Raw genomic sequence first — 13,485 nt, forward strand, 5'->3', positions numbered from 1 at the left:
TTCCCTATTTTTTTGACATTATCCATTTTGAAAAGTTAACCAATCAAAATTTAATTGAACATATTGAAAGGTGCGGAAAGATTCTATATTCACGAAAGGAAATGCGTGATGATGTTTGAATGAGAGCTTAAGGGTGGAAAAATAATTTCAGAAAGAGATAACTATTTGTAAAAGGTGGTGTTTTTCATGTCGGAAACACAAAAGAATGTGCCTAAAAGAAAATTTGGCTGGGTAGATAAATGGGTAAAGATGACTGGTGAGCGTGCGAGAATTGATGCTAAGGCCAATAATACTTATATTGTTTACGAAAAGAATGGAGAATTGGTCAAAGAATTTCCAAATGGTGATATAGAACCTTTATACAATGATGGTGATCGTTAATGCATATACACAAACCAATGTTTTATGTTTTTGATAACAGTTGTTGATTTTGCAGACTCCTTATGTGCCCCGGCAATCTATGAAGATATGACTGTGATTTGCGATGCTTTTAGTTTTGATAAAGATTTTTTGAAAGGATATTATCGGAATTATAATTCAGAAGAAATAATAGAGATTTGCATAAATGCTATACTGTGTCATGAATATGGGTATCATGTTGTTAAAAATGTTTTTGGCCCGGTAAACAGTTACAATGAGCTGAGTGGTAGAATAAAGGGAAGATTAGCGATTTAAATGGACGTATTTGCCCTACTATTACCAACCTAATAGGGGGAATTCGGTAAAGAGATATTTTGTGAAGCATTGAGCCATTATAAATAAATAATACTCATTTAGGGATACCAGTGTAAAAGAAACAATGGATAAAATAAACAGTATTTAATAATAGTTGATATAAAAATAAAATATGATAATGAAAGGAGGCCACTGAAGAAGTGCAAAAAATGATCTCGCTAAGCACCGTATTTAGATGTATTCCCGATTTTATCATACTATATATTGTGTTAGTAAATCTATTCAAATAGTTTTTCAGTGGCCTCTAATGAAAGGTCAAAAATGTCTAGTATTTGCTGATTAAGATTTTTTGTGGGAGCTTGTTTTTCATGAGCTCCCTTTTATTTTTGCACTGTCCTTTTACACGCTAGGGGAGGTGCCGTTTTACTTTTCTCGGGATATTCTAAAATGAGTCAATGGAGCTGTTCCCTCCCTATCAAAAAATTTTTGACAATCTTATGTTCATTTTGCAAAAAGGAATCTATAACACTAATAAAAGGATGATTACAAGGAGGAGTCGAAAATGAGCAAGCTATTAATCAATGAAAGTCCAATTTTAGTTCTACCGACATTAGCGAAAAAGATTGGACTGAATCAGGCGCTGTTTATCCAACAACTTCACTACTGGCTGGCAGACAGCAAGCATACATATGATGGGTATCAATGGGTATATAACACATACGAGGATTGGCACAGGCAGTTTCCATTTTGGTCCACGAGTACAATCCGGAGAATTATTGGGAAGCTTGAAAGGGAAGGTTTAATCGTTTCCGGAAATTATAATCGTTTCAAGATGGACAAAACCAAATGGTATCGGATTAATTATGAGTATTTGGAGTCGCTGATGGATGAGGATGCGCAACTTTCCGACCTTTGCAGCAAGCGGACTGACACAAGCGACCCAACCGAGCAGCATAACGGCACACACACGGACGCTTTGAACAGTCAAAAAGGAATAAATTTAGGCAAGGCATCGAGCCACCAAACGCAGAACAATCTGACGGGTCAAAACAAACCTAATATAGGCAAGGATGAACAAACGAATGCAAATGTAAGCAAATCGACGAACCAATCGGATATCAACTTAAGCAAACGGACAAACCAATCAGATACCAACTTAAGCAAGCCCACGAACCAAAATGGTGCTAACTTCGGCAATCCGACAAATCAAACTGGCACCAATATAACCAATCACACTGACCAAACGGTGACCAAATTGACTAAACACAACGACCAAAATAATTCCAACTTGACCACATCGGGTGAGCAAGTGGGTCAATACATAGATGCAAACTTGACTAATCACACGTATCAAAATAAATTCAACTTGACCACATCGGGTGAGCAAGCTGGTCAGTACGTGGGTGCAAGCTTGGCACTAGCACGAACAAACATAACCAAAGCAATACCAGAGACTACTTCAGAGACTACCCCAGAGAAAAAAAGCGTAGTAATAGTTACGCACGCGCGCGCAGAAGAACAAAACCCATTTACATTTTTCGAACAAAACGGGTTTGGAACCATCAGTGGGTATCTTTTTGAAAAAATACAAGCGTGGTGTGAGGATTTGTCCCAAGAACTTGTTTTAGAAGCGATGAAAATAGCTGTCGAAAGCGGGAATAAAAATTGGAGTTACGTGGAAGGAATTCTTCGCCGGTGGGTGGATAAAGGCTATCAAACCATCAATGAGGTTCGTGCCGCACAAAAGGAATATCGGGAACGACTGGACAAGAGCGCAAAACAAAAACCCCGAATGGAACGGGATATTCCAAGAAACTTTATTCTCGACATGGATGCCGGAGAAGACGAATAGATAGACAGGTCCCGCAGCCTACCTTAACAACATCGACTGAAAATGGGACAAGGGACCTGCCCCTTTGGAGGTGAGTGGATTATGATGCATGAGAAAGTGTTTCTAGGTTGTTTGATGCAGGAAAATCCTTTAATTAATGACACGGTTATTCGGCCAGATCATCTTCAAGATTTACGTCACAAACAATTGTATTCAAAAATGGTGGAGCTTCATTCCGCTGGCAAGTATTTTAACTTAATCGCCTTATCCATGCTTCCGGACTTAGAAATCTATGGCGGTATCAGTTACTTAAACGAGCTCAATGCCTTTTGTGATCTTGAAAAATTTGATGAGGTAGAAGAATTAATTTTGGACGCATGGAAGGAACAGCAAACGCAAATGATTTTGACCAAGGCAACCTTTGAAAAATGGGAGAGTGCTAGGGTTATAGACGAGTTGGAAAAAATTGAAAACCTAAAACTGAAAAATGGCACGACCATCTCTGAAGGATTAGCAGCGATTTACGAAGCACCTTGGGAGGAAAAAGAAGATACGACAGGAATAACGACTGGTATACAAGCATTGGATGACATAACAGGGGGTTTTCAAGAAGGAGAAGTCACGATTCTAGCTGCCCGACCTTCCATGGGGAAAACCGACGTGATGCTTCATTTTGCAAAAGAAACAGGTTGGGCCGGGTATTTACCGATTCTTTTTTCATTGGAGATGCCTGAAAAACTGATTATTTCCAGATTGGTAGCCTCTACCGGAAATATTAATCGAGTTAAAATGCGGAATCCTTATAAGTTTTTAAAACCGAAGCAAAAAGAAAAATGGACGACCATTATCGCAAATCTTGATGAAACGAACATGATTATATTTGATGAATCTGGACAAACGATTCCTGAAATGAGGGCACAAATCAGAAAATTGATGTATGAATATCCGGATCGGAAACCGGTTGTCTTTATCGACTATTTAACACTGATTCGGCCGATTAACCCGTACTTTGGCAATACGCATCAGCAAGTATCAGAAATCTCACAAGGTTTAAAGAAAATGGCAAAGGATTTTCATATACCGGTCATTTGTTTAGCCCAACTGAACAGGAGCGTGGAAACGAGAAGCAATAAACGACCGCTTATGTCTGATATCAGGGAGTCAGGAAGCATTGAACAGGATGCTGATGTAATCATTTTCCTGTACAGGGAGAAGTATTATGACAGAGAGATTACCGATAACTCGCTCGAACTTATCATTGCCAAAAACCGCAACGGCCCGGTCGGAACCGTAATCGTAAAATACAACGAACACACCGGCAAAATCGAGTCAAGGTGAGGCTAGGGGACGGTTTTCTCGTCTTATAGTGAGGCCGGACAAGGTCAAGGTGACAAGGTCCCACAGCCCAGTTCGGTCATGGGGGCGAATCCTCGACTAACCTGAGCCCATTCTTCGGGGACATGACCAATCTCCCCCTCGCCCCACCCTCGGACCAACAGCGGGCAGAACTTAATCCAACGAATAAAAGTGATGAGGTGATAATGAATGACACTGAAAGAATTTTATATGGATTGTCTTTATTATGAAGAACATATTCTCGTCTACTACATTCAGCACCTACTCTCGGAAAATAAAATTTCACTGGAAGACGATGTTTCAAAGCTCGATTTCAATCAGGCAGACCAAGATAAAGTGGCGGAATTGATTCGAAAAAACCCGCTCGGTTTCCGAAAAATTTACGTCTTTGAACTGAAGGTGGATGGTGGTGGCGTTGTTTATATTTTTGCGGCAAATGAGCAAGATGCAATCAATTTATTTAAAAGAACATTTCGAAAAGCACCGCTCGAACTGGATTATTGCCCGCTTGATACAGAAATAATTGTAGGAAACAAAGTCATGACTTTTCGAGAGCTAAAAAGAACATATAATCACTTTCCTACCCTCATTTCGTTTGGGTAAAGGTGAAGGTTCAGATTCATCGGCCCAATCACATAAGGGAGCTTCTCCATAATGAGAGGCTCGCAAATATTAATATCGTAATATTGAACTTATCTATTCAAACACTTGATTTAGGTCTAATTTAAAATCGGGAAAAAGATGAACAGAAACGGTATCTTCTTTTGTATAGACTCCCTGAAATTTGTATTGGTTATCAATTAAAAGATATACTTCTACAGAATTGTTAACCGGGTCAACAAGCAAGTATTCGTTTACATCCGCTTTTTCGTAAAGTTGATATTTCTCCCAACGGTCTAACTTAACAGATGAAGGTGAGAGGATTTCGATTATCATATCCGGAGCACCTTTACACCCCTTGTCATCCAGTATTTCCTTATTGCAAACAATGGATAAATCGGGTTGAACAACATTATTGATCTCATCGTCTCGTTTGTTATCCGCCAAAAGTCGGACGTCGAAAGGAGCGAAAAATACTTCACATTCCTTTCCTCTCAGGAAAACTGAAAAAGCTGTAGCTAACTCTCTGAGTACCTGTTGATGCCTGCGTGAAGGAGCAGGAGACATATTGAAAATTTCCCCATCAATTAATTCAATCCGTTCACCTTCATTCCACGTTAAATAATCGGCATATGAATATTTCTTTTTTTCGCTCGGAATGGCCATACAATCATCTCTTTCAACTTTTCCTTAACGATATTTTATCATAGCACAAAACATTATACATCATTATGTTAATATTACTTGGAGGCAAAAGTTGAATTTATCGTTACGCCGGACGAACCGTTACGCCGATAGCTCAACTTTTGTCGTAAGAGGTTAGATTCCCCTTTGACAATAGTTTATTTTATGAAATCCATTTCAGAGCAAGAAAAAATAATCAAAGAAAATCAAATCAGGCAAAAATTGACATGAAACCCATTTCATAAATTAAAATGAGACTAATAATAATCTTTTTCTTTATTGAAAAATTTTTACAAGGTGAATGGTGAAATGACAAATATTAAAGATGTGGCAAAAATGGCTGGGGTGTCAGTTACAACTGTATCCCGGGTGTTAAATAATCATCCCTATGTTAGTGAAGAAAAAAGAAAAGCTGTAATCAATGCAATTCGAATGACAAATTATCAAAAAAATATAAATGCCGTCCATTTGATTAAGGGAAAAACAAACTTAATTGGTGTTGCTCTCCCATATTTTGATCATCCCTATTTCTCTTTAGTGCTAAAAGGAATAACAAATCAGGCAATCAAAAAAAATTATAAGATCGTCTTATTTCAAACGGACTATCGGGAGGAAAGGGAAATAGAAGCCCTGCAAATGTTAAAGCAAAAACAGATTGATGCGCTAATTATTTGTTCCAGAGCAACCGATTTGTCAATCATTGAAGATCATCTACAATTTGGTCCAATTGTTTTATGTGAGGATATAAAAAGCAGGAAATTTTCAACAACCTTTGTCAATCATTATACCGTTTTTCATAAAGCATTAGCATTTTTGTACGAAAAAGGTCATCGAAAAATTGGTTATTGCATCGGTCGAACATCAGGGACAAATAGTCATATGAGAGAACTTGCCTATCGAGAGTTTCATGAAAAATATCATTTGCCATATCGCCCGGAATATATCATTGATCAGTGTATATATTTTGGGGATGGAGAAAAAGTTATTGAAAAATTAACCACGATGATGGATCCTCCGACAGCATTGTTGGTAACCAGCGATCAGGTTGCTGCGGGAATTGTCATCAGTTGTCAAAAAAGGAAAAGATCGATCCCGGATGATTTAGCAATTATCGGCTTTAATAATGAATCGATTGCCGAAATGATGAACATAACCACCATTGAAATTCCGTTAATGGAAATGGGGAAAAACCTCTTTCTCCAAGCAATAGATGAAGAAATATCCAGTAAGGAAATCATCGTCAAACTAATAGAGAGAGGAACTGTATAACTTTTTGGAGGCTAAATACTAATGGAGAGAAAAGGGACTGAGGGACAGTTGGGGTGCATTGGAAAAAATGTAAGAAATTACTTACCGGACAAGAGCAAGGTTAAGAGTAGCTTTCCATTCGATCCACATGAGTAACAAGGGAGATTGCTAAAAAAGATGAAACCCTATCAAGCAGTGAATCGTATATTAAATAAAGAGTTTTTTGAGGGTAATTATGATAAGAAAAGCGCAGAGCGCCCGCTTAGCGACGTACAAACTAAGCTGACCGTCCGCCGCCGTTTCCTCAAACAGGCCAAGCACACGGTCGAGAATTGGCATAAGGTTGCGACCGGTGAAATTCGTGTACGCCCAAAGATTGGCATTAATCTCTACCTATGCCGCTTGATAATCAGCCGGTAGCTTCTTGACTCTCTTTTCAAAAATTTTAAATTCCCTCGTCATGTCGCTACCGGTAATTTTCTCCCAAAAATTCATTATTTTTCCTCCTTCAGCTCGTTAATTTTTGATGATACAAACGCCCATTTTTCCCAGAACTTCCGCAGCTCTTCACGTCCTGCGTCGTTGAGCGTGAAAAACTTTCGTGGCGGTCCCATATCGGAAGGCCTTTTGGTGATCTCTACCAACTTGTTTTTTTCAAGCCGGATGAGGATGGTGTACACCGTTCCTTCCACAACATCAGTGAAGCCGAGAGCATTCAGCCGTCTTGTAATTTCGTAGCCATAGGTTTCTCCGCGGCTGATAATTTCAAGGACACAACCTTCAAGCACGCCTTTAAGCATTTCCGTTAAGTTTTCCAGCACAATCACCTCATTACTACTTTGTATGACTGGTATAAAGTATTACTTAGTACTGGTATATAGTAACACTTAATAGTACGGCTGTCAATAGGCCATTGCCATGTGAAATTGAAAAATACGCAAATGCCTTTGAGGTGGTATAATAGGGATAATAGGGATAATAAGTCTCGCTCTTAATAAAATACACAGTCATCAGAGGTAGTAATGAAAAAGTTGGTAAGTACGGTTTTAAAAACAGTAATCTTTTTTCTTGGATGGGTAATTTTCATTTCTTTTACGCCTGATATAAAAACGGATAATCAGGCATATATGCGATTATGGTGGGAATTTGCGCCATTTGCTATACTGATTTTATTTTCTGTTATTTTTATTTCGTTAATTGAAAAGGGTAAATACGATTGGGGCGATTATCTTTGGCGGTGTTTCCTTGGCTAGTGATTATCCACATCTATTAAACAGTACGTTTCAAGGGAAACCATTCATATCAGGTGGCAGCTTTAAAATTGAAGGAAGTATAATCGTCTTAGTTGTTAATTTATTTCTGATTACAACCTTGTTTATTTTAATTAAAAGACCGGATTCAAATAACCGCTAGTTGCCGGTACTCTTTTTATCGTTACTCGTTAAATAAAGTGGGAAAATCATTCAAACAGTCGAGTTGCCGGTGCCCCACACTTTGGGTGATGTATTTATAAAAAATATAACAAGTGAACTTAGAAGTTATTATTTTCACTATGGGGAGACCGGTTCGGGCGTCCTTTTAAAACTGCGTATCGCGGAGTCGCCAATAGACTCGGTCTCACAAGGTTTTTTCATTAATGCCTTGGGGCTTTTAATTATCAAAATTTTCAGCAAAACAAAATATGTATTTTACTCATTTGACTTCGCGCTTCAATCATGTTGATGTGTTTCAACTTTAAATGAGTAACTACCATAACAATCGCCGAAAAGACAGTAGTCATTGCAGCTGAAATAAGATAACTTTCCCATGAAATGATTAGCGGAAACGTAACTAAATCAGATGATGCCATCGTTATAATGAACCATGTCAACATTTTTCCGATTCCAAAGCCAACTAATATCCCAAAGATAGTAAAGATAACATTTTCTCGAACAATATACATGGTTACTTCATTATCAAAGAATCCAAGAACTTTAATAGTGGCTAATTCACGTTCGCGTTCGGATATATTGATATTCGTTAGATTATATAGGACAACAAAAGCTAAAGTTCCGGATAAGACAATGAATATTAATACGACTGGTTGTAGACTTCTTGATAGAGAATCTTGCTTTTCAACTTGTGTACTAATAAAAGAAGTATTCTGGACTTCATCTGTATCACGAAGTTTTTGAGATAATTGAGCTTCTTGATTGTTAGTCAAATTTTTAGTCTTGACTAAATATGAATTTGAAACAAAATGATTACTTGTTACATTTTTATAGTAATCTTCTGTCATAAAGACGTTATGACCAAGGTAGTTTTCAACAATACCGGTAACTTTTAGCTTGTATTTATTCCCTTCAGCGTCTTGCATAGTTAAACGATCTCCAACTTTTACATTATAAATTTTTGCCAAGCGCTGACTAATAATCGCTCCATCATTTCCCAACTTTACTTTCGAATCGTTTGTCTCACGGTTGAAGGTAAAAAATTGTTTTATTCTGTTTGTGTCATTCGTTACATAAAGTGTAGCAGTTTGATTTGTAATAGTTAGGCGTGTCCATTTCTTTAATATCATTCTTTGCAGCTTCGATTTTTTCCTTTGCTTCCTTTATTTTCTCTTGATTTTCAATTAATGTTTGTTGTTGATCATTTAATTGTTTTTCTGTATTTGCTATTTGTTCTTCTGTTGCTGCAAATTGTTGGTCTGCAACACTTTGTCCGTATTGACTAATTACTAGCTCTTTTTGGGCAGTTAGTTGCTCCTTCTGTGTCTCTAGTTGACCTTTGGCATCGGATAATGCTTTTTGTGCAACTATTAGTTTCGCTTCATTTTCTGCAACTGTTTTTTCTTGAACTTCTAACTCGGAAATGGCTTTATCTTGCAATTCTTTCTTTCGTTCAATTTTTCGGGTATCAAATAGGCGATCTAATTTATCGACTTTCTTTTCTATGCTGTTTTTATAACTATCAGAGAAAAAGTCTTTATTTGCCAAACTATCAAATGTCACATACATGATTGAATAATATTCTGAATCAAAAGCATCTTCAGGAATGTAAATAAATCCGTCAACTTCTCCGTCGCCAATCGTAGTCATTCCACGTTCTTCGTTATTCATGTAGAGAGGTGATTCTACATATCCAACTACTTTATATTCTTTTTCTCGTAATTGATTGTTATCAATTTTGATGGTGTCCCCAATAGAGTAATCTTTCTGTAATATTTTGTCTATAACAATTTCTGAGCTGCTTTCAGGAATATGACCATCAATTAATCTGAATTTATTATGCTTTTGGGCGCTGTTATAAGAGTAGAGTTGGAGATTTAATTGCTTCCTATCATCTAAATATGGATATTTGCTTTCTTTTCTTGTAAAAATAGTTCAACATAATGTCAATCCGCTTTTTAGACTAGAGTCTATTTATTATTGTGATATAATTCATAAGTGACCTAATCTAACTTATGGAGGCAATCATAAATGGCTCAAGAAAATATTACAATTTATACACATAGGTCAAATACAAGAAAGACCATTATTTATACAATCCTCTTTATATTCATTACGGTTGTCGGATTGACATATGTCAAATGGTATCCTTATTTTAATAAAGCAATTTTGGCGGCGCATTCCCATTCGATTGGGAATTCAATTTTAGGGGATCACATGAATTCGCCGTCTGTATCATGGGACAGTGCATGGACTTATACTTTTGCTTATTTTCAAGCGGTTTGGAAAGCAGCTATTTTAGGTATTTTGCTGGGTTCCCTCGTACAAGTATTACTGCCGGCGGGATGGCTGTTAAAAGTATTAGGAAAAACAAATTTTGGCAGTACTTGTGTTGCAGGAATCGCCTCTTTGCCGGGTATGATGTGTACCTGTTGTGCAGCACCAATTGCAGTGGGACTGCGTAAGAAAAATGTTTCTGTTGGTGCAAGTCTTGCATTTTGGATTGGGAATCCGACACTAAATCCGGCAACATTGATTTTTATGACATTTGTTTTATCATGGAAGTTCACCTTGCTTCGTCTTTTGTTTGGAATAATTTTAACCTTTGGGGTGAGTTTCCTGGCCAATCGATTTGCACCCAACGTAACCTCAGTGGATATTGATAAAATGATTGAAAAGGCGGAGAATGAGGCGAATGGTTCATTTCTATCAAAATGGGCAAAAAGTATAGGCAATATGATTTTATATATTGTTCCAACTTACATTCTCTCCGTATTCGTGATGGGGGCGGTTCAAGGCTGGCTTTTTCCTCGAATAACTGACGGATATGCCAATAGCCTGATTGCTATTATCGGGTTTGCTATTGCAGGAATGCTCTTTGTTATTCCGACTGCTGCGGAAATACCAATCATTCAAACGTTTATGTCCTTTGGTCTTGGCGGAGGGCCGGCCGGAGCGTTGTTACTTGCTTTGCCATCGGTCAGTTTGCCATCCTTATTGCTCGTTGCCAAGTCATATCCGAAAAAGGTATTGTTCTTTGTTGCTGGTTCGGTCATCCTTTTATCCATTTTAAGCGGAATTGTTGGTATATATCTGCTTTAACAAAAAACATCATTTAAAAGGAAATTTATTAATAGACGGCAAAACTGTGCTAAGCAACAAACCCGGATTTTTTGTAGGAGCAGGGAAAAAAAACCCTGCCCTTTTCATGAATAAGAAGGTCGATTTTTTATTTGAATATTTTATTAATTTTCTCGCGGTCATAGTCCAAAATCCAATCATTGAGTTCCTCATAAAGTGAACGTAAATCTTCTTTGTTTGAGGCGATTACATCACAGCCTCGGTCATCATAAAGATGATAAATTATTTTCCTTGTCATATTAACAAAATATATATCAATATATGTTCCCCTAATCCCTTTTAAAATTCTGGTCGGGTGCGGAAATCCTCATAGCTAATTGCAGTTAAAAGTGGTTTATACCATAATTGGGGGATAGTAATGATTTTTATAGCTATTGAGTGGATAACTCCTTATAATAAATATATAAAGAAATAAAGAAACTTTACTTTATAAAGTAAATTTTTAAGAAAGCTGTATTTTTTTAATGGAAGGGGGCATAATTTATGGTAATAACAGCATTGGAAAAAAAAGGACGGGATACCATGAGTGATGTTAGACGACAAAAAAGAGTCAAAGTATCAAAACAAAGACAAATCAGTATTCCCAAAGAATATTATGAGGCACTAAATTTGTCAGACGAGGCTTTGGTTGAGTTTACCGGTAAAGAAATCATTATCCGACCAATTGAACAAGAGTATATCGATTTTTCAAGCGATATTTTAAAGGATTTAGTAAGCCAGGGATATGAAGGCGATGAATTGATTTTTATGTTCGAGAAGATCAAGGCTGATTTGCCAAACGCTCTTAGAAGAATGTCTGAGGATACTGCCAATGAAAAACCGTTAAACAGTATAGAAGAACTGGATACCCTACTAGATTCGGAGGACTAGGATGAGGAATAGACTTCCATTCGACATTACAAAAAGAGCAAAAAAGCAATTAAAGCAGATTAAAAGAGCTGATAGTGTTCTGTACAGAAAAATGTTAGAGGATATTGAGAGCATAAGATTGAACCCAATTTTGGGTGTAGCAAAAAAAGGGGATTTGAAAGGTTTTAGGAGTTTGGACATTTATCATCAAAAAACGAATTACGAATTAACTTATAAAGTCGAGTTTAACAATGAAGGAGAATTAATAAATATTGTTTTCATCGGTACTAGAGAGAATTTTTACGATGAACTGAAAAGGTATTTAAATTTATAGTTAGTTGGCTGATTATAGCCACTTGTTTTCTATGTGATGGGGTTCTTTTGCGAAGCCTCAGTAGGTACTACTTTAGTGGCTGCCATGTTCAAATAATCGGAAATATATCGGTATCGATGCCTCTAAGTTCTAAAGGGGAGTAATTGTCCGCATTATGATGGAGAGTCAGATAGAAGACCTTCGTATCATAAACTAATTTATTCTGGAGACATACAAGCTGGTATTGCAGCGGATGACGGAGTTGCCATCCATTATATTTAACAAAACATAAGTCATATAGTTAGTTCTAGACCAAAGGCAAAGGCTTATAAAGTTTATTTGGATAACAAGGTTATGAAGGTGATAGAGGAAGAGCTTCAGACGAATTTTTTAGGTTCCTATTAAGCCTCTATGGAAGAACGAATTAACCCCAACATCTGTGGTGAAGCTCGCTTCATGCTTGGCTAACGGACTGATGGAATAAACTTCATTAGAAACTTTAAGTTTTTCTGAGGACAAATTAATATCTAGGGAGTGATAATCTTGAAATTATACGGTGAATTTACAAAGAAAGATTGGCTAAAAGCATTTAATATAGAAGAAAAGGATGTTCCAAAGTCATTTATTATTCATGGTGCTTGGGAACATGAAAAAAACCTAACGATATGGAAAGATAAGATTGTTAAGGATATATGGACACCTCATTGGAATTCAATTATAGGGAAATTAAATAATCAAAGAATCGGATTTGCTAATGTATTTGGAGGTCCAAGTGCTGCAGTAATATGTCATCAATTTGCATCTCTTGGAACCGATATTTTCATTCAGACGGGATACTTTGGTGGTCTATCTCATGATGTACAGTTTGGTGATATTTTAATTGTAACCGCTGCTGAAATGGCAGATGGTGTTTCACATTGGTATCTACCAGACCAACAAACAGTACAATCTGATAGAGAACTTATAGAGACAGCAATTAACTTTTGTGAAGACAGGGGATATAGTTATGTAACAGGAACCGTCTTTACAACGGGTGCAATCATGGTAGAAACAAGTGAAATGGTTCAAAAATGGGCTAAAAGTGGTCATATAGGGGTTGATATGGAAACAGCTACAACTCTAGCTGTTGCGAGGAAGTTTAATAAAAAAGCAATTGGACTACTCAATCTTTCTGACCATATTATAAAAAGAGATACATTCTATTCGCCTAATAAAAGACGAGATGAGATAAAGGAAAAAACTGATGAAAAGATAAGAGAACTCGCATTATATCTATCAAGATTATAAAATCGGGTATTCGCAGTTTTGAGTGGAAACCACCTTCATTTGATGACTTACAAGGGTAGTAGTTTCTATTT

The 13,485-nt window shown here is 37.0% G+C and carries 16 protein-coding genes and 2 pseudogenes; 12 read left to right on the top strand and 6 right to left on the bottom strand.

Annotated elements, in window-relative coordinates; all coding sequences use genetic code 11:
* The first annotated feature begins 186 nt into the window (after positions 1-186).
* From LIZ98_RS14220 to LIZ98_RS14240, 4 genes are all read left to right on the top strand, one after another.
* Positions 187-381, top strand: coding sequence for a hypothetical protein (locus LIZ98_RS14220; RefSeq protein ID WP_041848311.1), 195 nt, complete (start codon positions 187-189; stop codon positions 379-381).
* 856 nt (positions 382-1,237) lie between these two features.
* Positions 1,238-2,527, top strand: coding sequence for a DnaD domain-containing protein (locus LIZ98_RS14230; RefSeq protein ID WP_309240462.1), 1,290 nt, complete (start codon positions 1,238-1,240; stop codon positions 2,525-2,527).
* Positions 2,528-2,608: 81 nt separating this feature from the next.
* Complete coding sequence (locus tag LIZ98_RS14235) at positions 2,609-3,844, top strand: replicative DNA helicase (RefSeq protein ID WP_041848313.1); 1,236 nt, start codon at positions 2,609-2,611, stop codon at positions 3,842-3,844.
* Between the two features lie 207 nt (positions 3,845-4,051).
* Positions 4,052-4,465 carry a hypothetical protein gene (locus LIZ98_RS14240; RefSeq protein WP_227140034.1) on the top strand — a complete coding sequence of 138 codons (414 nt, stop codon included), beginning with the start codon at positions 4,052-4,054 and terminating at the stop codon, positions 4,463-4,465.
* Between the two features lie 93 nt (positions 4,466-4,558).
* Here the strand turns inward: LIZ98_RS14240 and LIZ98_RS14245 are convergent, their stop codons facing one another.
* Positions 4,559-5,128 carry a Uma2 family endonuclease gene (locus LIZ98_RS14245; RefSeq protein WP_227140035.1) on the bottom strand — a complete coding sequence of 190 codons (570 nt, stop codon included), beginning with the start codon at positions 5,126-5,128 and terminating at the stop codon, positions 4,559-4,561.
* A gap of 327 nt (positions 5,129-5,455) precedes the next feature.
* On the opposite strand from LIZ98_RS14245, the gene LIZ98_RS14250 reads away from it, so the two are divergent.
* Positions 5,456-6,415, top strand: a complete 960-nt coding sequence (locus LIZ98_RS14250; RefSeq protein WP_227140036.1) for a LacI family DNA-binding transcriptional regulator — start codon at positions 5,456-5,458, stop codon at positions 6,413-6,415.
* A 261-nt stretch (positions 6,416-6,676) separates the two neighbouring features.
* On the opposite strand, the pseudogene LIZ98_RS14255 reads toward LIZ98_RS14250, so the two are convergent.
* Positions 6,677-6,889 (bottom strand): annotated as a pseudogene (locus LIZ98_RS14255) (DUF1048 domain-containing protein); the annotation flags it as partial.
* Positions 6,889-7,212 carry a PadR family transcriptional regulator gene (locus LIZ98_RS14260; RefSeq protein WP_197057067.1) on the bottom strand — a complete coding sequence of 108 codons (324 nt, stop codon included), beginning with the start codon at positions 7,210-7,212 and terminating at the stop codon, positions 6,889-6,891. The gene LIZ98_RS14260 and the pseudogene LIZ98_RS14255, both read right to left, overlap by 1 nt.
* 204 nt (positions 7,213-7,416) lie before the next feature.
* On the opposite strand from LIZ98_RS14260, the gene LIZ98_RS14265 reads away from it, so the two are divergent.
* Positions 7,417-7,647 (top strand): hypothetical protein, encoded by a 231-nt coding sequence (locus LIZ98_RS14265; RefSeq protein WP_227203099.1) that lies wholly within the window; start codon positions 7,417-7,419, stop codon positions 7,645-7,647.
* Positions 7,640-7,807, top strand: coding sequence for a hypothetical protein (locus LIZ98_RS14270; protein WP_227203101.1), 168 nt, complete (start codon positions 7,640-7,642; stop codon positions 7,805-7,807). The genes LIZ98_RS14265 and LIZ98_RS14270 overlap by 8 nt, the downstream gene beginning before the upstream one ends.
* Positions 7,808-8,060: 253 nt before the next feature.
* Here the strand turns inward: LIZ98_RS14270 and LIZ98_RS14275 are convergent, their stop codons facing one another.
* Both LIZ98_RS14275 and LIZ98_RS14280 read right to left on the bottom strand, forming a co-directional pair.
* A complete protein-coding gene (locus tag LIZ98_RS14275) occupies positions 8,061-8,954 on the bottom strand; it encodes an ABC transporter permease (RefSeq protein ID WP_227140038.1) in 894 nt (297 codons plus the stop codon).
* Positions 8,887-9,474 carry a GumC domain-containing protein gene (locus LIZ98_RS14280; RefSeq protein ID WP_227203103.1) on the bottom strand — a complete coding sequence of 196 codons (588 nt, stop codon included), beginning with the start codon at positions 9,472-9,474 and terminating at the stop codon, positions 8,887-8,889. The genes LIZ98_RS14275 and LIZ98_RS14280 overlap by 68 nt, the downstream gene beginning before the upstream one ends.
* A 381-nt stretch (positions 9,475-9,855) precedes the next feature.
* Here LIZ98_RS14280 and LIZ98_RS14285 point away from each other — a divergent pair, with 381 nt between their 5' ends.
* Positions 9,856-10,926, top strand: coding sequence for a permease (locus LIZ98_RS14285; protein WP_227140040.1), 1,071 nt, complete (start codon positions 9,856-9,858; stop codon positions 10,924-10,926).
* Positions 10,927-11,053: 127 nt separating this feature from the next.
* Here the strand turns inward: LIZ98_RS14285 and LIZ98_RS14290 are convergent, their stop codons facing one another.
* Positions 11,054-11,203 (bottom strand): DUF3885 domain-containing protein, encoded by a 150-nt coding sequence (locus LIZ98_RS14290; protein WP_227140041.1) that lies wholly within the window; start codon positions 11,201-11,203, stop codon positions 11,054-11,056.
* Between the two features lie 245 nt (positions 11,204-11,448).
* Between LIZ98_RS14290 and LIZ98_RS14295 the strand changes: the two genes are divergently transcribed.
* The 4 genes and pseudogenes from LIZ98_RS14295 to LIZ98_RS14310 all read left to right on the top strand — a co-directional run bounded on the left by LIZ98_RS14295 (position 11,449) and on the right by LIZ98_RS14310 (position 13,414).
* The gene (locus tag LIZ98_RS14295; RefSeq protein WP_227140042.1) at positions 11,449-11,835 is read left to right on the top strand and encodes an AbrB/MazE/SpoVT family DNA-binding domain-containing protein; all 387 of its coding nucleotides are present in this window, start codon (positions 11,449-11,451) and stop codon (positions 11,833-11,835) included.
* A 1-nt stretch (position 11,836) separates the two neighbouring features.
* On the top strand, positions 11,837-12,148 hold the full coding sequence (locus LIZ98_RS14300) for a type II toxin-antitoxin system RelE/ParE family toxin (RefSeq protein ID WP_227140043.1): 312 nt from the start codon (positions 11,837-11,839) through the stop codon (positions 12,146-12,148).
* Between the two features lie 129 nt (positions 12,149-12,277).
* A pseudogene (locus LIZ98_RS14305) lies at positions 12,278-12,532 on the top strand (Type 1 glutamine amidotransferase-like domain-containing protein); the annotation flags it as partial.
* 129 nt (positions 12,533-12,661) lie between these two features.
* Positions 12,662-13,414: a nucleoside phosphorylase gene (locus LIZ98_RS14310; RefSeq protein ID WP_227140044.1), complete on the top strand. Its 753-nt coding sequence runs from the start codon at positions 12,662-12,664 to the stop codon at positions 13,412-13,414.
* Positions 13,415-13,485: the final 71 nt, after the last annotated feature.

Origin of the sequence: Caldibacillus sp. 210928-DFI.2.18, assembly GCF_020554505.1 — a bacterium.
In the GTDB taxonomy this organism is placed as follows: Bacteria; Bacillota; Bacilli; order Bacillales; family Caldibacillaceae; genus Caldifermentibacillus; species Caldifermentibacillus hisashii.